The organism is Brachybacterium sp. sponge (assembly GCF_001613775.1).
Lineage (GTDB): Bacteria > Actinomycetota > Actinomycetes > Actinomycetales > Dermabacteraceae > Brachybacterium > Brachybacterium conglomeratum.
In genome coordinates, this window is the sequence record NZ_LRMP01000001.1 from 1,447,157 (window position 1) to 1,468,225 (window position 21,069).

Consider the following 21,069-nt stretch of genomic DNA (forward strand, 5'->3'; position numbering starts at 1 on the left):
GGCGGGGGAGGAGCGTGGAGCCATGACCTCCACCACCGCCACCGCCCCGACCCTCGAGGTGCGTGCGCTGAGCAAGCGCTACGGCGCCCGCGCCGCCGTCGACGCCCTCTCCTTCTCCTGCAGCCCCGGCACGGTCACCGGCTTCCTCGGCCCCAACGGGGCGGGGAAGTCCACCACCCTGCGGATCCTCACCGGTCTCGCCGAGGCCGACGAGGGCATGGCCCTGATCGGCGGCCGCCGCTACCGCACGCTGGAGCATCCCGCCCGCACCGTCGGCGTGATGCTCGATGCGCGCGCCCTCCACGGCGGCCGCACCGGGATCGAGACCCTGCGCCTGACCGCCCGCACCCTCGGGATGCCGCGCGACCGCGCCGAGGAGGTGCTCGAGACCGTCGGCCTCGAGCACGCCGCGACCAAGCGCGTGGGCGGATACTCCTACGGCATGCGGCAGCGGCTCGGGATCGGCGTCGCGCTCATGGGCGACCCCTCGGTGCTCGTGCTCGACGAGCCCGCCAACGGCCTGGACCCCGAGGGGATCCGCTGGATGCGCCGCCTGCTGCGCTCCTTCGCCGACGCCGGCGGCACCGTGCTCCTCTCCAGCCACCAGCTGCGCGAGGTCGAGGCGACCGTGGACCGGCTGGTCGTGATCTCCGAGGGGCGCCTGGTGCGCGAGGGCCCGCTCGAAGAGCTCACCGCCGTGACCGGCACCCGCGTCGCCGCGCTGGACCAGGCGGCGCTGCGCCGCGCCCTGGACGCCCACGGCATCGCCTTCGAGCTGCGCGCCGGCGGCGAGCTCGCCGTCAGCCTCGCCCCCGAGGACATGGGCCGCCTCGCCCTGCGCGAGCAGCTCGTGCTCACCTCCCTCGGCGCGGGCGCCGGCACCGGACTGGAGGAGGTGTTCTTCGCCCTGACCGGGCACGACGAGCCCTCCGCCGACGAACCCGCCCCCGCCCTCTGACCTCCGCCCTCCGACCGCCAGGAGACCCCCGTGCGACCCGACATCGACCTGCGCGCCTTCCTCGACACCCGAGGCGCGAAGATCCTGCTGACCCTGTCCCTGCTCGCCGTGGCCGGCTTCGCCGCGCTCGGCGGCCTGATCCAGCCCGCGCTCGTCCCCGACGGCACCGCCGATCTCGAGATGACCTTCTTCGTGATCTCGCTGCCGCTGACCCTGATCATCCCCGCCCTGACCGTGTGGATCACGGCGGGGGAGTGGTCCGACGGCTCGATCCAGATCACCCTCCTGCAGCGCCCGGGGCGCCTCGCCGTCCTGGCCTCCAAGGCGATCGCGGCGCTGGTGGTGTTCGTCGCACTGGCGGCGGTGAGCATCGGCCTGGCCGCCGCGAGCACCTGGATCGGCGGGGAGCTGATCGGCGAGGGGGCGGTGCTCTCGAGCATCGAGGGGGTGCTGACCACGCAGCTCGCGAACCTCGGTGCGACCTTCCTGTTCTCCCTCGCGATGGGCATGCTGCTGCAGTCCACCGTGCTGGGTATGGTCGCCGCGATCGGCATCCCCTTCGTCATCGGGACCGCCTCGAACCTGGCCATGGCCTTCGGCTCGCAGACCCTGGCCGACGTCATCGCCGCGGTGGACCTGACCGGCGCCTCGCTCGCCCTGGCGAACGGGGAGGCCGGCGCGTTCGAGCTGCTGCCGCTGGTCCTGCTGGTCCTGCTCCCCGCCGCGCTCGGGACGCAGAGGTGGCGCCACCGCGAGATCGGCTGAGGGCGGATGCTCCGCCGGGGCCGGACGCCCTGCGGACGACGACGGGGCCCTGACGTCGGGAGATCGGCGGGGAAGCGTCCTAGGATGGCCGGGCCCCACGGATGCTTCCCCCCATGGACAAGGACCCCGCATGACGCCCCTCCCCGGCACTCGACGCCCCCTCGCCCGCCTCGCCGCCGCGGCGGCCGTCGCGACGATGCTCCTGGCGGGCTGCACGGAGGGAGCCGCTCCGGAGGGGGACGCCCCGGCCGGCAGCGAGGCGAGCGACTCCGGCGGCGCGGGCGATGCCGGCGGCGCCGGCGAGGGCTCCGCCGACGAGGGCCCGGCCCTCGAGGAGACCGGGACCTCCGCGGCGGTCGACCTGCCGACGGACCCGGCCGAGGACCCCGCCTACGAGGCCTACTACTCGCAGCAGATCGAGTGGGGCCCCTGCGAGGACGTGGACGCCGACGGCGCCGAGTGCGGGACGATCACGGTGCCGCTGGTCTGGAACGACCCCGAGGCCGGGGACATCGAGATCGCCGTCGGCCGACTCGCCGCCGACGGCGAGTCGAAGGGCTCGCTCGTGACCAACCCGGGCGGACCCGGCGGCTCGGGCGTGAACTTCCTGCCCTCGGCGGAGATCCTGATCTCCCCCGAGGTGCGTGCGAGCTACGACGTCATCGGCTTCGACCCCCGCGGCGTGAACCGCTCGGAGGGGATCGAGTGCCTCGACGACGCGGAGACCGACGAGTACCTCGCCGCGACCGGGGACCCCGCCGCGGAGGACACGAGCGCGCTCGCCGAGGAGTGGGGTGCGCGCGTGGCCGAGGCCTGCGAGGCGAACTCAGGCGACGTCCTGCCCTATCTCGACAGCTACTCCGCGGCCCGTGACATGGACGTGCTGCGCGCGGCGCTCGGGAGCGAGGAGCTCGACTATCTCGGCTACTCCTACGGCACCTATCTCGGCGCGAGCTACGCCGAGCTGCACCCCGAGCGGGTGGGGCGCTTCGTGCTGGACGGCGCGATCGACCCCGACATGTCCATGGACGAGTTCTCCGCCGGCCAGGCCGAGGGCTTCGAGCACGCGACCGAGGCGTTCCTGGCCCGCTGCCTCGAGGCCGGCGACTCCTGCCCCTTCCGCGGCGACGAGGCCGAGGCGAAGGAGCAGCTGCTGAGCTTCTTCGAGAGCGTGGACGAGACCCCGCTGGACACCGGGGACCCCGAGCGGCCGCTGACCGGGGCCCTCGCCCGCTCCGCCGTGCTGACGCTGCTGTACGACGACGCGCAGTGGGAGTACGGGCGCGAGGCGCTCGCCGCCGCGATGAACGGCGACGGCTCCCAGCTGCTGTACATCGCGGACCTCTCCTCCGAGCGCCGCTACGACGGGACCTACCGCACCAACGCCGCCTTCGCGATCACGGCCGTGAACTGCCTGGACCACCCCGGGGTCGCCGACGAGCAGTGGGTCGAGCAGGAGGCCGAGCGCCTCGCCGAGGAGTTCCCGACCTTCGGCCCGATGCTCGGCGGGGACGGCTGCGCCCAGTGGCCCGAGGAGCCCGTGCGCGAGCCCGCGCCGATCACCGCCGAGGGCGCCGGCCCGATCCTGGTCGTCGGCACCACCGGCGATCCCGCCACCCCCTACGCCTGGTCGGAGGAGCTCGCCTCCCAGCTCGACGACGCGACGCTGCTGACCTACGAGGGGGAGGGCCACACCGCCTACGGCCGCTCGGGCGGGTGCATCGAGGAGCAGGTCGACGCCTATCTCCTCGAGGGCACCGTGCCCGAGGACGGGCTGCGCTGCTGAAGCGCGCGCGGCGGTCGACGACTCGGCGCTCCGCGGCGGACCGGCCGTGCCGACGAGCGTGACGCGGATCGCGCCGGGACGCTTTGCGCCTGGCCAGCCAGGTCACGTACAGTGAACCGGTCCGCCGCGCGTGCGCGGCGACGCCGCCTTAGCTCAGTCGGTAGAGCGATTCACTCGTAATGAATAGGTCGCCGGTTCGATTCCGGCAGGCGGCTCCGGATCACGGGCCCGGCCCCCTCGAGAGGGCCGGGCCCGTTCTCGTCGGCGGGGGAGGAGCCGGTGTGGACGGGCCCGCTCGCTTTCTTGAGATTGTCCAGATAGCGGGCTAGGGTGGGGGCCATGACGACCACCGACCACACCTCCGCCCTGCGGAGCGTCGGCCTGCGCGTGACCGCCCCGCGGCTCGCGACCCTGGCTGCGGTCGAGGCCCACCCGCACTCCGATGCGGAGGCGATCGCCCAGGCCGTGCGCGAGAACCTCGGCACGGTCTCCCGCCAGGCCGTCTACGACGTGCTCAACGCCCTCTCCGACGCCGAGCTGCTGCGACGCGTCTCCGTCGGAGGGCGCTCCATGCGCTACGAGATGCACCGCCACGACAACCACCACCACCTGGTGTGCCGCAGCTGCGGACGTCTCGAGGACGTCCCCTGCGCCGTCGGCGCCGCGCCCTGCCTGATCCCGCACGAGGACCACGGCTTCTCGATCGAGATGGCCGATGTCGTCTATCGCGGGACCTGCAGCGACTGCCGCGAGCGCGAGGCCGCCACCCCCTGAACCCCCTGACCCGGCTCCGGCCGGACCAGGGTCCTTGACCGCCCACGACTGTCAGAACGTTTCGTCACGACCTGTCAGAAAGACCCGAGGAGAACTCCATGACCCATCTGGATCCCACGGCCCATCACGATTCGACGATCGCGTCGACCACCGAGTCCGGTGCGCCGCGCGAGTCCGACGCGAACTCGCTGAGCGTCGGCGCCGACGGCCCGCTGCTGCTCCATGACGTCGCCCTGGTCGAGAAGCTCGCGCGCTTCGACCGCGAGCGCATCCCGGAGCGCAGCCCCCACGCGAAGGGCTCCGGCGCCTTCGGCGAGCTCGAGATCACCGAGGACGTCTCGAAGTACACCAAGGCAGGGCTCTTCCAGAAGGGCGCCAAGACCCCGATGCTGGCCCGCTTCTCCACCGTGGCCGGTGAGCTGGGCTCGCCCGACACCTGGCGGGACGTGCGCGGCTTCGCGCTGAAGTTCTACACCCAGGAGGGCAACTTCGACATCGTCGGCAACAACACCCCGGTGTTCTTCGTCCGCGATCCCATGAAGTTCCCCGACTTCATCCACTCCCAGAAGCGCACCCCCGACTCCGGCCTGCGCGACAACACCATGCAGTGGGACTTCTGGACCCTCTCCCCGGAGTCGGCCCACCAGGTCTCCTACCTCATGGGCGACCGCGGCCTGCCCAAGACCTGGCGCCACATGAACGGCTACTCCTCGCACACCTACATGTGGGTCAACGAGGCCGGCGAGAAGTTCTGGGTCAAGTACCACTTCCTCACCGAGCAGGGCCTGGAGTTCCTCACCAACGAGGAGGCCGACGAGATCGCCGGCACCGACGCGGACTACCACCGCCGCGACCTCTTCGAGTCGATCAAGAACGGCGACTTCCCGTCCTGGCGGCTCGAGGTGCAGATCATGCCCTACGAGGACGCGAAGACCTACCGCTTCAACCCCTTCGACCTCACCAAGATCTGGTCGAAGAAGGACTACCCGCGCATCCCCGTGGGCCGCTTCACCCTGAACCAGAACCCGGTCAACCACTACGCGCAGATCGAGCAGGCCGCCTTCAGCCCCTCGAACCTGGTGCCCGGCACCGGCGTCTCCCCGGACAAGATGCTGCTGGGCCGCGTCTTCTCCTACCCGGACGCGCAGCGCAACCGCCTGGGCACGAACTTCAACCAGCTGCCCGTGAACCGTCCGGTCATCGCCACCAACTCCTACGACAAGGAGGGCGCGATGAACTTCTTCCACAGCGGTGATGCGCCGGTGTACGCGCCGAACTCCTTCGGCCGCGCCTATCAGGACGCGCAGGGCCCGGTCGACAACGGCTGGGAGGCCGACGGCACGCTGGTGCGCGCCGCCTACTCCCTGCACTCCGAGGACGACGACTTCGGCCAGGCGCACACCCTGGTCCGCGAGGTCATGGGCGAGGACGAGCGTCAGCGCCTGATCGACACGGTCGCCGGCGGCCTGTCCACCGTGATCGAGCCGGTGCTCTCCAACGCCTTCCAGTACTGGAAGAACATCGACCAGGAGGTCGGCGAGGCCATCGAGGCCAAGGTCAAGGCCGGTCAGCAGGAGCAGATCCCCGGCGCGGACCCCGTCTCCGAGTGACTCTCGCGCGGGCGACCGCCTGAGCGGCCCCGCACAGCGCAGCGGCCCGGTCCTTTCTCCGGAAGGGGTCGGGCCGCTGTCGTCGCTGTGGGGTCGGTGTCGACGGCCGGGGTCGGGCCGAGCGGCGTCCGCCCTCGGGCCGTGGGCGGCCCGAGCCGGAGCTCAGACCACCAGCACGTCGCTGGGGGAGGAGAGCAGGAGCTTCTGCACGGTCAGGCCCAGCAGGTGGCGGGCGAGGTCGTTCTGACGGCGCACGCCGAGCACGAGCAGCTCGGCTCTCTCCTCCTCGACCACCTGCAGCAGGACGTCGGCGATGTCGTCCTCCGTGGTCTCCTGGCGGAAGGCGACGCGCACGGTGGTGCGGCGGAGCTCGTCACGGGCGATCTCGAGCTGCTGCTCGTCGGCGTGGCGGGGATCCTCCTCGACGCCCGCGCGCAGCACGTTGACCACGACCAGCGGCCCGCCGCGCTGCTCGGCCTCCTCACGTGCCGCGGCCAGCGCCTTGAAGCCCACCTCGGTGGGGATGAATCCGACGACGACGGCCATCTGCTCTCCTGGCTGGGGTGCTCTCGGGCGACGGCCGCGACCTCGGTGTGCGGCCTGGTGCGATCCTACTGGTCCCGGGACCGTGCCGAGGGACCGTCGGCCCGGCGCTGACCGGACAGCGCCTGGATCTCATCCATGATCCGGGCGGTCAGGAGGCGTCGGCGCGCCCCCTTGGAGGCGGAGGGGTCGATCTCCTCGAGGGTGATCGGGGTGCCCACCCGGATCGTCATCTCGCCGCGGCGGGGGATCAGGGAGGAGAACATGTGCTGGGTGCCCTTGACCCCGACCGGGATCACGGGGCAACCCGACTCGAGCGCGAGCCAGGCCGCGCCCTGCTTGCCCGGATGCAGCAGCCCGTCCTTGGAGCGGTGCCCCTCGGGGTAGACGGCGAAGCCCTCCCCGTTGCGCAGCACCTCGAGCCCGGCCTGCAGCGCGCCCTTGCCGGAGGAGAGCGCCTCGCGGTCCACCGGCACCGCGCCGACGGCGTCGAAGAACCAGCGCAGCACCGCGCCGTGCGGGCCCTTCTGCGTCCACAGCGACTCCTTGGCCACGAAGCGGATCGCTCGAGGCAGGACCACCGGGATCATGAAGCTGTCGATGTTGGCGAGGTGGTTCGAGGCGATCACGAAGCCGCCCTCGGGCGGCACGTTCTCCAGCCCGCTGACCCGCGGGTTCCACAGCAGCCTCACGATCGGGCGCACGAATCCCCGCACACCGGTGTAGAAGCGTCCGACCACGGGTCCTCCTCAGGGTTCGATCAGCGCCCCACGATAGCGCCGCGGGCGGGGGCGACGGAGCGGCGTCCCTGTGATCGTCGTCCCTGCCCGTGTGGTAGAACAGGCGTGCGATCGTGCCCGGTCCAGGCGCGATGCCGGAGACGGCCCGGCGCCCGTCGTCCCGACGGCGCAGCCGCCCCTCCCTGCCGAGCCCCCGAGGAGCCTGTCGATGCCGAAGATCCTGAACATCGCCGTGGTCGGCGCCGGAACCATGGCGCAGGCCGTGCACCTGCCGGTGCTGCGCCGGCGCTGGGACCGCTTCAGCGTGGCCGCGCTGGTGGACCACTCGCCCCGTCGGCGCCGCGAGGCCTCCGAGGTGTGGGGCATCGAGGAGGAGCGCCGCTACGAGACCGTCGCGGATCTCGTCGCCGCGGTGCGCGCCCGGACCCTCTCCCTGGACGGCGTGCTGCTGTCGACCGACGGGCTCCACGTCGACGACCTGCTCGCGATCGTGCGCCGCGGCATCCCGGTGATGGTCGAGCCACCGCTGGGCTATTCCGAGGAGGAGGTCGCGAAGGTCGCCGAGTTCGAGCGGATCGCGGGACGGCGCCTGGTGATGCTGGCCCATCCCCAGCAGTACGACGACTCCGTGACCCGGATGTCCGAGCACATCGCGACCAAGGACCTGCGGATGGTGGACCACGAGGTCCTCATGCCCGCCAGCCAGCCCCTGTTCGGCCAGGCCCACGTCACCACCTCCTCCTACGACCTGCCCACGGAGCAGCGCACGGCGCGGCGCAAGGCGCTCCAGGCCGCCGTCGAGGCGGGCACCGGCGACGGCGCCACCCAGCGCGACCGGGACCTGTACGTCAAGGGTCTGCTCACCGGCGTCGCCCATCAGATGGCGGTCACCGAGGCGGCCTACGGCCCGATCGAGAAGCTCGTCGCGGTGCGGCACTGGCCCAAGGGAGTGATCCCCGGATCGATCGAGCTGCTCGGCGAGCTCGGCAGCGGGGCGCAGGTGCGCCTGGTGTGGCACTACCTCCCCTTCGCCCCCGAGTACTCCGAGACGCTCCAGGTGCTCTCCGCCCGGCGCCGCATGCGCCTGGACCTGCCCGCCCCCTCCCACGGCGACGCCCGCTCCACGGTCTCGCTGCGGGAGAAGAAGTCGGGCGTGGTCCAGGAGGTCGCGACCACCGCGCCGAAGGGCTCGGCCGAGCTGATGTGGGAGGCCTTCCACGCCTTCGTCGAGAAGGGCGAGGCACCGCTGGCCGGCGCCGCCGAGGCGCTGCGCCAGGTGGTGCTGCTGCGCGAGGTGCTCGCCACCATCGTGGAGGCCGACGGCCGCAGCCTCGAGGCGGAGCCGGAGCAGGACTCCGGGACCGAGGAGGCGCCCGGGGCAGAGGAGGCGGCAGAGGCTGAGGAGCCGTCGGCCCAGCCGGAGGAGCCGTCGGCCGAGTCGGCGACCGCGAACGCGGGACGCACGGACGAGGAGCCCGCCGACGGGGCGTCCGCCCCCTCCGCGACCGTCGAGGTCGAGCTGCCCGGGGCGGAGCCCGCGCCCGTGACCCTCGAGCAGCCTGCGGCGCCGAGCACCGAGGAGGTCGTCGACGCCTGGTCCGGCGGCGCCGAGGGCGCACCGGCCGCGGTTGAGGACGCACCGCCCGCGGCCGCGGACCCCACCGTCCCGGAGGACCCGCGCCGCTGAGACGACCCGTCGGCCCTGCCGCGCCGTCGGCCCCGGCGGTCCGCAGACCGTCGAAGAGAGCCCCCGTCGTCCCCTGCCGGGGAGGGCGGGGGCTCTCCGCGTCGGCCCTCTGTGCGCGGGCCCCGGACCGGTGGTCCGCGGCCCGGATCCGGCGCCCCGGCGGGGGACGGCCGGGGGATGGACGGGGGACGGCGGGGGACACGCCGACGACACGCCCGCGACACGCCGGGGCGCGCGCGGGACACGCCGGGAGACACCTCACTCGGAGGCCTGTTCCGACCGCTCCGGGAGGGGTGCGGAGGGTGCCTGTCCACCGTCGTCGTCGGCCGCCCGGAGCGCCGTCCACAGCGGGTTGTGCACGTATCAGCGGTGCTCGCACGGGAGGCGGCCGCTCCGTCCCCAGCGAGCCCCCCTCCATCCACATGCTGTCAACATCGCATTGTGGATGACACTCCTGTAACTCAGTACATCTTGTGGTCGTCGCGCTGAGTCACCACTAGGTGTAGTGTTGACGTTGTCGCGGCGCACAGGGCTCCTGCGGGAGTCCACAGCCTCGCGACACGGTCCTCGGACCTCCTGAACATCTCCTTCTCGCCCCTGTCCTGCGCCTCGGCGCGACGCTCCTGAAAGGCACTTCCCTTGGACATCACCGTGTACTCGAAGCCCCTCTGCGTGCAGTGCGATGCCACCAAGCGCGCGCTGAACAAGGCGGGCGTCGCCTACGACGTCGTCGACATCACCGAGGACGCCGACGCGCTCGCGAAGGTGAAGTCCCTCGGCTACGTCCAGGCGCCCGTCGTCATCACGGGCGAGGACCACTGGTCGGGCTTCCGCCCCGACAAGATCAAGGCGCTCGCGGGCGTCGGCGCCGAGCAGCGCCGCACCGCCGCGATCTGAGAGGCCGGGGAGGCGTCGGCGTGACCCGTCTCGTCTACTTCTCCTCGGTGTCCGGCAACACCAAGCGCTTCGTCGAGAAGCTCGGCCTGCCGGCCCATCGGATCCCGCTCTACCCCAAGGACGATCCCCTCGTCGTCGACGAGGACTTCGTCCTGCTGGTCCCGACCTACGGCGGGGGCAACGGCCGGGGCGCCGTGCCCAAGCAGGTCATCAAGTTCCTCAACGATGAACGCAACCGACGGCACATCCGCGGTGTGATCAGCGCGGGGAACACCAACTTCGGGGAGGCCTACTGCTTGGCCGGGGACATCATCTCCGCCAAGTGCCAGGTCCCCCACATGTACAAGTTCGAACTGTTCGGCACTCCGCGCGATGTGACGCGGGTCCACGACGGATTGGAAGAGTTTTGGCGACACTGACCGAGATGCCCCCGGTCGAGCACAACAGGCAGCTCGACTACCACGCGCTGAACGCGATGCTGAACCTGTACGGCCCGGACGGCAGCATCCAGTTCGAGAAGGACCGCGAGGCCGCGCGGGAGTACTTCCTGCAGCACGTGAACCCCAACACGGTGTTCTTCCACTCGCTGCGCGAGAAGATGGACTACCTCGTCGAGAACGACTACTACGAGCCGGAGGTGCTCGAGCAGTACGAGTTCTCCTTCATCGAGTCGCTCTCCGAGCAGGCCTTCGCGAAGAAGTTCCGCTTCCCCACCTTCCTCGGCGCGTTCAAGTACTACACCTCGTACACGCTGAAGACCTTCGACGGCAAGCGGTACCTCGAGCGCTTCGAGGACCGCGTGGTGATGGTCGCCCTGACCCTCGCGCGCGGCGACGAGCAGCTCGCCCGCAACCTCGTCGACGAGATCCTCGACGGCCGCTTCCAGCCGGCCACCCCCACCTTCCTCAACGCCGGCAAGGCCCAGCGCGGCGAGCTCGTCTCGTGCTTCCTGCTGCGCATCGAGGACAACATGGAGTCCATCGGCCGCTCCATCAACTCCGCGCTGCAGCTGTCCAAGCGCGGCGGCGGCGTCGCGCTGCTGCTGAGCAACCTGCGCGAGTACGGTGCGCCGATCAAGCACATCGAGAACCAGTCCAGCGGCGTCATCCCCGTCATGAAGCTGCTCGAGGACTCCTTCTCCTACGCCAACCAGCTCGGCGCGCGTCAGGGCGCCGGTGCGGTGTACCTCAACGCCCACCACCCCGACATCCTGCGCTTCCTGGACACCAAGCGCGAGAACGCCGACGAGAAGATCCGCATCAAGACCCTCTCCCTCGGCGTCGTGATCCCCGACATCACCTTCGAGCTCGCGAAGAACAACGAGCCGATGTACCTGTTCTCCCCGTACGACGTGGAGCGCGAGTACGGCAAGCCCTTCGCGGACGTGAACGTCTCGGAGGTCTACCACGAGATGGTGGACAACCCCCGCATCTCGAAGAAGAAGATCAAGGCCCGCGACTTCTTCCAGGTCCTCGCCGAGATCCAGTTCGAGTCCGGCTACCCGTACATCATGTTCGAGGACACCGTGAACCGCGCGAACCCCATCGCCGGCAAGGTGACCCACTCGAACCTGTGCTCCGAGATCCTGCAGGTCTCCACGCCCTCCACCATGAACGTCGACCTCACGTACGACGAGATGGGCCGGGACATCTCCTGCAACCTCGGCTCGCTGAACATCGCCAAGGCGATGGACTCCCCGGACTTCGCCCAGACCATCGAGACCGCGATCCGCGGCCTCAGCGCGGTCTCGGACACCTCCGACATCGAGTCCGTGCCCACGATCGCCGAGGGCAACCGGAAGTCCCACGCCATCGGCCTCGGCCAGATGAACCTCCACGGCTATCTCGCCCGCGAGCGGGTGTTCTACGGCTCGGAGGAGGGCATCGACTTCACCAACATGTACTTCTACGCGGTCACCTATCACGCGATCCTCGCGTCGATGAAGCTCGCGAAGGAGCGCCAGGAGAAGTTCTACGACTTCGAGAACTCGAAGTACGCCACCGGCGAGTACTTCCAGAAGTACACCGAGCAGGTGTGGGAGCCCGCGACCGACAAGGTCCGCGAGCTGTTCGCGAACTCGAACGTGCACCTGCCCACCCAGGACGACTGGAAGCAGCTGCAGGCCGAGGTCGCCGAGCACGGGATGTACAACGCCTACCTGCAGGCCGTGCCGCCCACCGGCTCGATCTCGTACATCAACCACTCCACCTCCTCGATCCACCCGATCGTCTCCAAGATCGAGATCCGCAAGGAGGGCAAGATCGGCCGGGTGTACTACCCCGCGCCGTACATGACCAACGACAACCTCGAGTACTACGAGGACGCATACGAGATCGGCTACGAGAAGATCGTCGACACCTACGCCGCGGCCACGCAGCACGTGGACCAGGGCCTGTCGCTGACGCTGTTCTTCAAGGACACCGCCACCACGCGCGACGTCAACCGAGCGCAGATCTACGCCTGGCGCAAGGGCATCAAGACCCTGTACTACATCCGCCTGCGTCAGATGGCGATCGAGGGCACCGAGGTCGAGGGCTGCGTCAGCTGCATGCTGTGACGCCCTGACCCGCAGCGAGCGGCCCGTTCCCGGAGAGCTCCGGGGGCGGGCCGTTCGTCATGCTCGACCGAGACCGTCCGGTCAGGCGGCGATGCTCATGCCTGGGGTCGCAGCAGCCCGGTCAGCAGGCTGCGGGTCGCACCGGTGGGATCGGTGCCGCGCACCGCGTCGGTGCTGTCCTCGGCAGTGATCAGGTAGCGGCCGCGAAGCAGGAGCACCCGAGAGGTGCGGTCCCCCTCGGGTCGGCGGCGCACCAGCTGCGCCGCACGGGGCTCGACCCGCTCGAACTCCGCGCGCTCTGCGTCGGGCAGGGTGTGCGAGGCCCTGATCACGGCGCCCCAAGCGCTCTCGCGGAGCTCGCTTTCGGGGGTGAAGAGGCTCGTCAGGCACCCCTCGGGCAGCTCGAGCACGGTGTCCGTGCCGAGCGGTTCGACCGGCGCGATGCTCGTGAGCCTCAGCAGGGCGCCGGGGAGGGCGGACGTCGGGAAGGCGGCGATCTCGACGGTGTCGGACTGCCCCTGGCTGCGCCGCAGCGTCCCGCCGCGGGACAGGGTGAAGCGGTGCGTGCTGTAGCTCAGCGGCCCGGAGAGGGTGACCTCGACGGTGCCCGACGCGGCGGCGACGATCTCGCCGATGCTCTGCACGAACGACGGATCCAGCGCCTCGGTGCCCGCGGCGGGACGGCCGGCGGCCAAGGCCTCGACGAGGGCGTCGATCTCGGGACCGGGGCCGCTCGCGATGACCCGCGAGCTCGCATCAGGCGTGATCATCGGCGCTCTCCTGCGTCGTGGGCTCCGTGATCGTCCAGGAGGCGGCGATCGCGTCGAACAGGTCCCCGTGCTCGGCATCGAGCAGGGGGAGCGTGGTGAGGGTGAGCGTCAGGCCGAGCCCGGGCACCAGGCGGTTCCAGCGACGGGTGAGCACGGTCGCCCCGTGCCGGTCCGTCATCGCCGAGCAGTGGTACCACTGCTCGGCGCTCGTGTCGCCGCCGAGGGTCGGGAGTCGGCGATCGTCGAGGACCTGCAGGTCCGGGAGTGCGGAGAGCTGACGGTCCCGCACGGTGATCTGCCAGTCCTCGAGCCCGATGCCTTCCGGCAGCGCGGCGCCGGTGAGGACGATGTTGGTCCCGTAGGCCGGGCTCAGCGTGCCGTCGTCCATGAAGCCCGCGAGGACGGCGTCCGTGGCGGGGGTCGGCACCCAGGTGACCGGGACGTCCACGGCCATCGGTGGGACGAGGGAGTCCGGTCGAGGCAGGACCTCGGTGCGCAGAGGGGTCGTGGTGGAGGGCATGGAACCAGCCTAGGGGGAGGGTGCAGGGGCTCGAGGGCCGTGCGGGGCTCAGTCGAGGATGGCGTCGATGCCGGCATCCGCGAGGCGCCCGCCGAAGTAGCTCCCGATGAAGTCGCCGGCGTAGCCGCCGATGACCCCACCGACGGCTGCGCCGCCGCCACCGCCAGCGGCGCCGCCCACGGCGGCACCGGGACCGGTCGGGGAGGTCGCCACGGCCCCGCCGCCGCCACCGATCAGTCCGCCCAGGAAGCCGCCGGCCGCGGTCCCGGCGGCGGACCCGAGGAGACCGCCGCCGAGGGATCCGGCGAAGTTGGCCCCGCCGTCCAGAGCGGCGCGTCCGAGTCGCTCCCCGAAGCCCATGTCCGGGTGGTTCTCGCCGTCCTGCTGCCAGCGCTCGACGCCGGCGACGATCCCGGTGTAGGCATCGCCGACGTACGGGACGGCCGAGCCCAGGAGCCGCTTCCCCGCGTTCTTGCCGAGATCGGGGGCGTGCTTGAGCGCGTCGTCGATGCCGTTCTTGATCGCGTTTCCGACATCCCCGAGGCCCTTGCTGATGACGTCATGGACGGTGGGGAGGATGTCGTCGGTGAGGTGGTTCCATGCGTCCTCGAGGAAGGAGCCGACGGTGTCGATCGCGTCGCCCAGCGCCGAGAAGACTCCCTCGAGGAAGCCGCCCTCGGAGCCGTCGGAGGCGGAGTCCTGCTCCTCCACGTGGCCGCGGAGCTCGTCGATCCGGCGCTGGAGCTGATCGAGGGCGGTCCGCACCGTCGTCATGACCTCGTTGCTGTAGCGATCGCCGAACGCGTCGGCATCGGGGCCCACCCACTGCGAGCCCACGATCGCGCGGACCATTCCCTCGAGCGTGCTGAAGCGGTCCTCGATCGTGCCCGATCGATCCGTCAGAAGGCCGCCGTAGTCCTCGACCTGTGCGGTGTCCATCCCCTGGAAGCCGGTCATCGTCCATCCCCTCGTACGGCGCCCCCACGTGAGCGTCCGACAGTCGTCGCGTGACGTCGAATCTAGGGGAGCACGCCGCCGGTGGCGATGGGGAGAACTCCCCAGCGGTCCCGGCGGGGACGAGATGGGAGGATGGACCGATGGATTACGGAGCCCTCCTCGCCGCCGTGCTCTGCTTCCTCGTGAGCGGGGTGATGCTGATGCTCGCCGCATGGTTCCGCTGGGGCAGGTCCGGGGTCGCCCGCTGGTGGGTTCGGCGACAGCCAGTGGACCGCATGATGTTCATGCACGCCGCCGGGGAGGGCGTGGCGCTGGGGCTCGTGCCCTATCTCGGCCAGCTGATGGCGGCGATCGGGGTCGTCCTCCTGCTCGCGGTGCACCCGGGGGTGCGCGATGTGCTCCATGCCCCGGTGATGTGGACCGTGGTGGCTCTCGAGATCGTCCTCGCGATCGTCGTGATGTTGCTCGTGAGCAATCGGCAGATCCTCGCCCTGTTCGTCTACCCCGGATGGCTGCGGCCGCAGCGCCGCGCCGAGCGGCAGTGGCTGGACGGCCGCCGGTGACTCGCACGCCCGTCGTGGGGCGAGGACGACATGGGGAGAGGCCCCATGCGGTGAGAGGAGGATCGAGGCTTGGATCTCTCGCTCGCCCTGGTCGCGCTGGCACTGTTCCTCTTCGGCGGTGCCCTGGCGGCCCTCGCGATGATGTGTCGTGCCGGTCGAGGGCGGGGCTTCCGCGCATGGGTCGACACACACGGCGCGGGGCCGGGCCGTGGGTTCGCCTACGCGGAGACCACCGTGCTCGTGCTGCTGCCGATGTGCGCGCAGACCGTCTTCGTGGCCGGCGGGGTGGTGGGGCTTGCCTCCGTCGACGTGCTGCGTGAGGCGATGGCATCGGTCCTGGTGCCGGCAGCGGTGATCCTCGAAGTGCTGATCTGGGTTGTGCTGCTCCTCCTGATCGGCTACCGCTCCGTTCTTCCGCTGTGGATATACCCGGCCTGGCTGCGGGAGACCCGTCGCGCTGAGGTCGAGCATCTCAGGGCGCAGCGGGGCCGTCGCCTCTGAGCCGCAGGCATGACTCCCGCGAAACACGGACTCGGCGAGTCGCCGGCGATGCGGCCGAGGGTCATGTCAGCTGCATGAGTAGAGAGCCTGACCCATTGCCGGCGGCCCGCCCAGGGAGAGGTCCCGGGGCGGGCCGTTCGTCATGCTCGACGGGTGCGCGAGCGGGTGTCGTCCGCCGCCGAGCCGAGCGCCGCGCTCGCCGACCAGAGGCCCGCGTAGAGCACGCCGGCGATCGGCCAGACGACCCAGGTGATCCCCCACTCGCCGCCGAGGAAGCTCCAGGCCAGGTAGATCGCGGCGGCGACGGGCCAGTACACCGCGGCGACCACCCGGATCGCGGGGGAGGTGCTGGTGGCGGAGAGGTCGTCCTCGTCCTCCTCCTGCAGGAGCGCGGCCGCGGCGGTGTCCGACCAGGCCGACCGCAGCAGGATCCACAGCCCCAGCGCGACCATCGCCAGCGTCGCGCACACCCCGTACAGCGGGGCCAGCGACCCGGAGTCGGTCAGTACGCCCATGAGGATCACCGGCACCGCAGCGAGGATCCACAGCATGATCGCGGCGCCCGTGGCGAGGGTGCGCTCACGACGGTGCTCCCGGCGCAGGTCGCGGGCGATCTCCCGCACCGCCGGGGTGGGGGAGAAGCGGGCCTCGTCGATGTCCTCGAACTCCTCCATCCGGCTGCCCTGGAGCACCAGGAGCACCACGCCGACGGCGACGAGGATCAGCAGCGCGGTGAGCCCCGCGCCGAGCGCCCAGCCCGACGGCTCCTCGCCGCCCACCGCGATCAGGAGCAGCAGCGGGAGCGCGGAGAGCACGAACAGGGGGATCGCGACGGCGGGGATCCACCGTCCGCGGCGCACGGCCTCCACGTACTCCTCGGCGCGCTCGGTGCCGAGAATCGTCGGTGCCGTCGGGCCCGTGTCGGCCGCGGTGCCGTCCAGCTCCGCGGTGATGCCGAGCTCGGCGGCGACCTCGTCGAGGCTGCCGAACTCCGCGATCACAGCGCCGACGGCCTGGGACTCGGTGCGGCCGGCGTCCATCAGCGCCTGCTGCTGGTCCTCCATCAGTGCTCGCAGCTCGGTGCGGGCCTCGCGCAGACGGGGCGAGTCCGGGTACGGGGCGAAGAGGGTGTCGAGATAGGAGTCGATGACGGTCACGAGGTGTGCTTCCCTTCCGTGAAGCGGTCCACGAGCGCCCGCGTGCTGCGCCATTCGGTGCGCTTGACGTCGAGCTGCTCGAGGCCGGCGGCGGTGAGCTTGTAGTAGGTGCGCGGCTTGCCGGAGGTGGAGACGTCCTCGTAGCTGTCCAGGAGTCCCTGGGATTGGAGGCGCTTGACCGCGGTGTACAGGGTGGTCTGCTTGATCAGGTACTCGCCGCGCGAGCCGTCGGTGATGGTCTTGGAGAGTTCGTAGGCGTAGGAGGGGCGGTCCTCGAGGATCGACAGCAGGATCAGGTCGATGTGCCCGCGGATGGCATCGGCTCCGATCACATCGGTCCCTGCCTCTCGTCGTGGTGCTATGGTGCGTCCTCCGGAAAAAATACTACGGCAGGCGTAGTACGGCAAGAGGGGTGCGGTGGGGGCGAGCGGCGTCGCCGGGAGGGGAGCCCCGCGTGCCACCACGAGGTCATGACCAGCGACATCCTGGCCGGGCTCGTGATCGGCGTCGTGCTGTTCCTCGCCGCCGCACTGCTCGCCTCGGTGTGCCTGTGGTGGAGGGTCGGCACCAGCGCGTCGGCGCGGTGGTGGGTGCGGCGTGAGCCGATCGAGCACCGGAGGACGTACCCGTTCTCCGAAGGGATAGCGCTGGTGCTCCTGCCGGTGATTGCCGAGACCCTCGCGATGCTCGGCGTCGTGGCAGTCCTCGGGCCGGTGCTCGCCCCGGTCGAAGGGATCACACTCGTCGCGGCGATGGGAGCCGTGCTGTTCCAGGCGGCCCTCTACGTCATCGCGCACGGGGCGACCTGGCAGCGGTGGATCCTGCCGCTGTGGGGCCTACCCCGCCTGGCTGCGCGAGACCCGTCGCCGGGAACGGGCCCTGCTCGCTCCGGGAAGGCGCTGAACGACCTGCCGCCGAGCCGGCGGCGCGGGCTCAGCGCGTCGCCGGCGCCGGGTCGATCTTCCCGTAGGTCATCCGGCGCAGCAGCCTTTCGGCCGGTCCGCGCATCCCGCGCGCGCCCATCCACGCCGCGATCGGCAGCGACGCCAGCCACACCGCGAACGCGATCGCGAGCGCCGGGGCGGTCGAGAGCGTGCCGCCGAGACCCAGCCCCCACGAGGCCATCAGCGGCGCGAGCAGCAGTGACTGGAACAGGTAGAAGGTCAGCGAGCGCTGCCCGACCGCGGCGAGGGTCCGCTCGACCGCGCCGGGCTCGCGTGTGCGGGCCGGGGCGGCCTCCGCGCGGGGCACGCCGTAGGCGCGCTCGGCGGGGGAGAGGTCCCGGTCGGCCGACGGGTCCGGGCGCGGGGCGTCGGCGACGGGGGCCCTCCCCTCGAGGCGCAGGGCGAGCAGCCCGAACAGGGCCGCGTAGCCGATGCCGCAGGCGATACCGGTGAGCGAGGTGAGCCCCGTCAGCATCCACGGCGCCGCGGCGGGCAGCTCGTAGAGGCCGAGGATCGCGAGCGCCTCCGGCACGCCGCCGAGCCAGCCGATCGCGACGCCGATCACCGCGGTGCGCCGCAGCAGGCGCACGTGACGCCACGGCTCGTCGAGGATCCGACGCCGTGCCGCGAGCCAGCCGAGCAGGATCGGCAGCGGCGCCCCCATCAGCGCTGCGAAGGGCAGCGCCACCGCCCACAGCCCGAGCCGATACAGCACCGAGACGAGATAGGGGGTGTCGTACGCGACGGGGCGGACGAAGCCGGTGCCCATGTCCGTCGCCGCCATCTCGGCAGTCACCTCGGCCGGTACGAAGTACGTCAGCGCCACGCCGCTGAGTATGCTGAACAGCGCGAACAGCGCCGTCACCGTCGCGAGCACGATCACCCAGATGCGCAGGGTGCGGGAGCGTCTGCCGAAGAACCACCACACCAGTACCAGCGCGCTGACCGCGTACACCCCGAGGATGTCGCCGTAGAACAGCAGCGCCGCGTGCAGCGCCCCGAGCAGCAGCATCGCCCAGTGGCGACGGCGCATCATCACCCGCACCGCGCCGGGGGCGAGGCCGCGGTCGATCCTCGAGCGGTAGAACTGCACCATCCCGTAGCCGAACAGGAACGCGAACAGCGGCATCGCCCGGTGGTCCACCGCGATCGTCATCACCGCCTGCGCGATCGAGTCCAGCGGCCCGTCGGCCGGGATGTGCGGGGTGCCGCCGACGGTCTCCGAGGAGCGCCACAGGTACCAGGAGACGTTGGCCACCGCGATCAGTGCGAGCATCAGCCCGCGCGCGACATCGGGGGCGACTGAGCGGGGCGGCGCGACCGCAGCGGCCGATGCGGACGAGGGGTCGGGAGCGTGCGCGGAGACGGGAGCGGAGGTCACGGCAGGGCCTTCCGGAGCGGCGGACGTCGTGCCCGTCACGCTAGTGCGCCGGCGCCCGCACGCCCCACGACGAAAGTCATGGATCGTGCTCTCGATCGGTGGTGGGAAGCACCTCTCCGCGGCGGGCCGGAGGGCCCCGGGCGAGCCTTCGATGCCTAGACTGGAGGGCACACGACGACGACCCTTGAGGAGCAAGTGAGGCTGCGGTGAACGACCACCTGAAGACGACGGTCCAGGCGATCAACTGGAACCGGATCCCGGACCCGAAGGACCAGGAGGTCTGGGACCGCCTGACCGGTAACTTCTGGCTTCCCGAGAAGGTGCCGCTGTCCAACGACGTCCAGTCCTGGAACCGTCTGACCGAGTCCGAGCAGCAGCTGGTGATGCGCGTGTTCACGGGCCTGACCCTGCTGGACACGGTGCAGGGCACCGTGGGCGCGGTCTCCCTGATCCCCGACGCGATCACGCCCCATGAGGAGGCGGTGTACACCAACATCGCGTTCATGGAGTCCGTGCACGCGAAGTCGTACTCCCAGATCTTCTCGACGCTGTCGAACACCAAGCAGATCGACGAGGCCTTCCGCTGGAGCGAGTTCAACGAGCCGCTGCAGAAGAAGGCGAACATCGTCATGGACTACTACCAGGGCGACGACCCGGAGAAGCGCAAGGTCGCCTCGACCCTGCTGGAGTCCTTCCTGTTCTACTCCGGCTTCTACCTGCCGATGCACTACTCCAGCCGCGGCGAGCTGACGAACACGGCGGACATCATCCGCCTGATCATCCGCGACGAGGCCGTGCACGGCTACTACATCGGCTACAAGTTCCAGAAGGCCGTGGAGAAGGCCGACGCCGCCCGCCAGGCGGAGCTGAAGGACTACACCTTCTCGCTGCTCATGGAGCTGTACGACAACGAGGAGGAGTACACCGAGGACCTCTACGACCCGGTCGGCTGGACCGAGGAGGTCAAGACCTTCCTGCGCTACAACGCGAACAAGGCGCTGATGAACCTCGGCTACGAGGCGCTGTTCCCGCAGGACCAGGTCGAGGTGAACCCCGCGATCCTCGCCTCGCTCTCCCCGAACGCGGACGAGAACCACGACTTCTTCTCCGGCTCCGGCTCGAGCTACGTCATGGGCAAGGCCGTCGAGACCGAGGACGACGACTGGGACTTCTGAGCCCTTATCGCAGAGGAGGCCCGGGGAGGCAGCACGTTGCCTCCCCGGGCCTCCTGCCGTCCGTCTACGCTGAGACCGTGGCATCCCGTCGGCACCCCGCCGAGCTCGAGGAGCGCGAGGATCTAGCGCCGCGCTCCGGGGCTGACCTGCGTCTCCACCCCGTCACGGCCGACGCCGACCGGGCCCTCGCCGCCCACGTCGCCGACGTGGTGGGCGTGCAGCCCGACGAGATCCGGGTGGGACGGCACTGCCCGGCCTGCGGCGCGGTCTCCCACGGCCGGCCCTGGGCGCGGATCGTGGACACGGCCGACGGGAGCACGGGGGCCCGGGGCAGGGCCGACGGGCGGGCGACCGCAGGGCGAGGCGCTGCCACGAGCACGCGTCCGGTGCTCGGCGTGAGCCTCTCCCGCTCGGGCCCGCACCTGCTCACCGCCGTGCGCGTCGGCGGCGGGATCGGGGTGGACCTCGAGGAGGCCGCGGCGGTCGACCGCGGCTGGGATCCCTCGCTCGTGCTGCACCCGGCGGAGGCCGGCCAGGACCGCACCGCCGAGGACCGGGCCCGGCTCTGGGCCGGCAAGGAGGCGGTGCTCAAGCTCCTCGGCACCGGGCTGCGCACCCCGATGCCCGAGGTGCACCTCGCGGAGCATGATCTGCGCGAGGTCGCGGCGCCCGCCGGGTTCGTGATCCTGGTGGCGCTGTCGCGGAGCTGACCGCGCCGGAGCCGGCGGCACGGGCGAGGCCGGGCCGACGAGGCCTCGCCCGCGCGACCGCCGATCTCGCCGTG

The 21,069-nt window shown here is 71.1% G+C and carries 21 protein-coding genes and 1 tRNA gene; 14 read left to right on the forward strand and 8 right to left on the reverse strand.

Annotated features, from left to right (window positions below; genetic code table 11):
• Positions 1 to 22: 22 nt before the first annotated feature.
• The 6 genes from A4A78_RS06315 (at position 23) to A4A78_RS06340 (ending at position 5,893) form a co-directional block, all read left to right on the forward strand.
• Complete coding sequence (locus A4A78_RS06315) at positions 23 to 958, forward strand: ABC transporter ATP-binding protein (protein ID WP_062947491.1); 936 nt, start codon at positions 23 to 25, stop codon at positions 956 to 958.
• Between the two features lie 30 nt (positions 959 to 988).
• Positions 989 to 1,723 (forward strand): ABC transporter permease, encoded by a 735-nt coding sequence (locus A4A78_RS06320; RefSeq protein WP_062947492.1) that lies wholly within the window; start codon positions 989 to 991, stop codon positions 1,721 to 1,723.
• A gap of 130 nt (positions 1,724 to 1,853) precedes the next feature.
• Positions 1,854 to 3,509 carry an alpha/beta hydrolase gene (locus A4A78_RS06325; protein ID WP_062947493.1) on the forward strand — a complete coding sequence of 552 codons (1,656 nt, stop codon included), beginning with the start codon at positions 1,854 to 1,856 and terminating at the stop codon, positions 3,507 to 3,509.
• Positions 3,510 to 3,651: 142 nt separating this feature from the next.
• Positions 3,652 to 3,724: transfer RNA gene (locus A4A78_RS06330), tRNA-Thr, on the forward strand.
• A gap of 124 nt (positions 3,725 to 3,848) precedes the next feature.
• The gene (locus A4A78_RS06335; protein WP_053917054.1) at positions 3,849 to 4,283 is read left to right on the forward strand and encodes a Fur family transcriptional regulator; all 435 of its coding nucleotides are present in this window, start codon (positions 3,849 to 3,851) and stop codon (positions 4,281 to 4,283) included.
• Between the two features lie 98 nt (positions 4,284 to 4,381).
• Entirely contained in the window at positions 4,382 to 5,893 is a 1,512-nt protein-coding gene (locus A4A78_RS06340) for a catalase (RefSeq protein ID WP_062947494.1), read from the forward strand.
• 162 nt (positions 5,894 to 6,055) lie between these two features.
• On the opposite strand, the gene A4A78_RS06345 is transcribed toward A4A78_RS06340, so the two are convergent.
• Positions 6,056 to 6,439 carry a universal stress protein gene (locus A4A78_RS06345; RefSeq protein WP_010550469.1) on the reverse strand — a complete coding sequence of 128 codons (384 nt, stop codon included), beginning with the start codon at positions 6,437 to 6,439 and terminating at the stop codon, positions 6,056 to 6,058.
• A gap of 65 nt (positions 6,440 to 6,504) precedes the next feature.
• Positions 6,505 to 7,176 carry a 1-acyl-sn-glycerol-3-phosphate acyltransferase gene (locus A4A78_RS06350; RefSeq protein WP_062947495.1) on the reverse strand — a complete coding sequence of 224 codons (672 nt, stop codon included), beginning with the start codon at positions 7,174 to 7,176 and terminating at the stop codon, positions 6,505 to 6,507.
• 208 nt (positions 7,177 to 7,384) lie between these two features.
• Between A4A78_RS06350 and A4A78_RS06355 the strand changes: the two genes are divergently transcribed.
• From A4A78_RS06355 to nrdE, 4 genes are all read left to right on the forward strand, one after another.
• Complete coding sequence (locus tag A4A78_RS06355; protein ID WP_062947496.1) at positions 7,385 to 8,863, forward strand: Gfo/Idh/MocA family protein; 1,479 nt, start codon at positions 7,385 to 7,387, stop codon at positions 8,861 to 8,863.
• A 639-nt stretch (positions 8,864 to 9,502) separates the two neighbouring features.
• Complete coding sequence (gene nrdH / locus A4A78_RS06360) at positions 9,503 to 9,760, forward strand: glutaredoxin-like protein NrdH (protein ID WP_010550466.1); 258 nt, start codon at positions 9,503 to 9,505, stop codon at positions 9,758 to 9,760.
• Positions 9,761 to 9,780: 20 nt separating this feature from the next.
• On the forward strand, positions 9,781 to 10,179 hold the full coding sequence (gene nrdI / locus A4A78_RS06365; protein ID WP_010550465.1) for a class Ib ribonucleoside-diphosphate reductase assembly flavoprotein NrdI: 399 nt from the start codon (positions 9,781 to 9,783) through the stop codon (positions 10,177 to 10,179).
• 5 nt (positions 10,180 to 10,184) lie between these two features.
• Positions 10,185 to 12,317, forward strand: coding sequence for a class 1b ribonucleoside-diphosphate reductase subunit alpha (gene nrdE, locus A4A78_RS06370; RefSeq protein ID WP_062947497.1), 2,133 nt, complete (start codon positions 10,185 to 10,187; stop codon positions 12,315 to 12,317).
• Between the two features lie 95 nt (positions 12,318 to 12,412).
• Here nrdE and A4A78_RS06375 read toward each other — a convergent pair whose 3' ends face one another.
• The 3 genes from A4A78_RS06375 to A4A78_RS06385 are packed head-to-tail and all read right to left on the reverse strand — an operon-like array spanning position 12,413 to position 14,564.
• Positions 12,413 to 13,087 carry a hypothetical protein gene (locus tag A4A78_RS06375; RefSeq protein ID WP_062947498.1) on the reverse strand — a complete coding sequence of 225 codons (675 nt, stop codon included), beginning with the start codon at positions 13,085 to 13,087 and terminating at the stop codon, positions 12,413 to 12,415.
• Positions 13,074 to 13,607: a hypothetical protein gene (locus A4A78_RS06380; RefSeq protein ID WP_062947499.1), complete on the reverse strand. Its 534-nt coding sequence runs from the start codon at positions 13,605 to 13,607 to the stop codon at positions 13,074 to 13,076. Before A4A78_RS06380 ends, A4A78_RS06375 begins: the two co-directional genes overlap by 14 nt.
• A gap of 48 nt (positions 13,608 to 13,655) precedes the next feature.
• On the reverse strand, positions 13,656 to 14,564 hold the full coding sequence (locus tag A4A78_RS06385; RefSeq protein ID WP_062947500.1) for a WXG100 family type VII secretion target: 909 nt from the start codon (positions 14,562 to 14,564) through the stop codon (positions 13,656 to 13,658).
• A 140-nt stretch (positions 14,565 to 14,704) separates the two neighbouring features.
• On the opposite strand from A4A78_RS06385, the gene A4A78_RS06390 reads away from it, so the two are divergent.
• Both A4A78_RS06390 and A4A78_RS06395 read left to right on the forward strand, forming a co-directional pair.
• Positions 14,705 to 15,127 (forward strand): hypothetical protein, encoded by a 423-nt coding sequence (locus tag A4A78_RS06390; protein WP_062947501.1) that lies wholly within the window; start codon positions 14,705 to 14,707, stop codon positions 15,125 to 15,127.
• A gap of 69 nt (positions 15,128 to 15,196) precedes the next feature.
• Positions 15,197 to 15,628, forward strand: coding sequence for a hypothetical protein (locus A4A78_RS06395; protein ID WP_062947502.1), 432 nt, complete (start codon positions 15,197 to 15,199; stop codon positions 15,626 to 15,628).
• Positions 15,629 to 15,768: 140 nt separating this feature from the next.
• Here the strand turns inward: A4A78_RS06395 and A4A78_RS06400 are convergent, their stop codons facing one another.
• From A4A78_RS06400 to A4A78_RS06410, 3 genes are all read right to left on the reverse strand, one after another.
• Entirely contained in the window at positions 15,769 to 16,785 is a 1,017-nt protein-coding gene (locus A4A78_RS06400) for a permease prefix domain 1-containing protein (protein WP_062947503.1), read from the reverse strand.
• On the reverse strand, positions 16,782 to 17,117 hold the full coding sequence (locus tag A4A78_RS06405; protein ID WP_062947504.1) for a PadR family transcriptional regulator: 336 nt from the start codon (positions 17,115 to 17,117) through the stop codon (positions 16,782 to 16,784). Before A4A78_RS06405 ends, A4A78_RS06400 begins: the two co-directional genes overlap by 4 nt.
• Before the next feature lie 601 nt (positions 17,118 to 17,718).
• On the reverse strand, positions 17,719 to 19,110 hold the full coding sequence (locus tag A4A78_RS06410) for a DUF418 domain-containing protein (protein WP_062947505.1): 1,392 nt from the start codon (positions 19,108 to 19,110) through the stop codon (positions 17,719 to 17,721).
• A gap of 206 nt (positions 19,111 to 19,316) precedes the next feature.
• Between A4A78_RS06410 and nrdF the strand changes: the two genes are divergently transcribed.
• A complete protein-coding gene (gene nrdF, locus A4A78_RS06415; RefSeq protein ID WP_062947506.1) occupies positions 19,317 to 20,285 on the forward strand; it encodes a class 1b ribonucleoside-diphosphate reductase subunit beta in 969 nt (322 codons plus the stop codon).
• Between the two features lie 77 nt (positions 20,286 to 20,362).
• Complete coding sequence (locus A4A78_RS06420; RefSeq protein ID WP_062947507.1) at positions 20,363 to 20,995, forward strand: 4'-phosphopantetheinyl transferase superfamily protein; 633 nt, start codon at positions 20,363 to 20,365, stop codon at positions 20,993 to 20,995.
• Positions 20,996 to 21,069 lie beyond the last annotated feature (74 nt).

Bases quoted from the DNA above. Each gene is read 5' to 3' on its own strand.
- A4A78_RS06315 (WP_062947491.1), top strand. From the start codon at position 23: ATGACCTCCACCACCGCCACCGCCCCGACCCTCGAGGTGCGTGCGCTG.
- A4A78_RS06325 (WP_062947493.1), top strand. From the start codon at position 1,854: ATGACGCCCCTCCCCGGCACTCGACGCCCCCTCGCCCGCCTCGCCGCC.
- A4A78_RS06335 (WP_053917054.1), top strand. From the start codon at position 3,849: ATGACGACCACCGACCACACCTCCGCCCTGCGGAGCGTCGGCCTGCGC.
- A4A78_RS06340 (WP_062947494.1), top strand. From the start codon at position 4,382: ATGACCCATCTGGATCCCACGGCCCATCACGATTCGACGATCGCGTCG.
- A4A78_RS06345 (WP_010550469.1), bottom strand. From the start codon at position 6,439: ATGGCCGTCGTCGTCGGATTCATCCCCACCGAGGTGGGCTTCAAGGCG.
- A4A78_RS06355 (WP_062947496.1), top strand. From the start codon at position 7,385: ATGCCGAAGATCCTGAACATCGCCGTGGTCGGCGCCGGAACCATGGCG.
- nrdE (WP_062947497.1), top strand. From the start codon at position 10,185: ATGCCCCCGGTCGAGCACAACAGGCAGCTCGACTACCACGCGCTGAAC.
- A4A78_RS06375 (WP_062947498.1), bottom strand. From the start codon at position 13,087: ATGATCACGCCTGATGCGAGCTCGCGGGTCATCGCGAGCGGCCCCGGT.
- A4A78_RS06380 (WP_062947499.1), bottom strand. From the start codon at position 13,607: ATGCCCTCCACCACGACCCCTCTGCGCACCGAGGTCCTGCCTCGACCG.
- A4A78_RS06385 (WP_062947500.1), bottom strand. From the start codon at position 14,564: ATGACCGGCTTCCAGGGGATGGACACCGCACAGGTCGAGGACTACGGC.
- A4A78_RS06390 (WP_062947501.1), top strand. From the start codon at position 14,705: ATGGATTACGGAGCCCTCCTCGCCGCCGTGCTCTGCTTCCTCGTGAGC.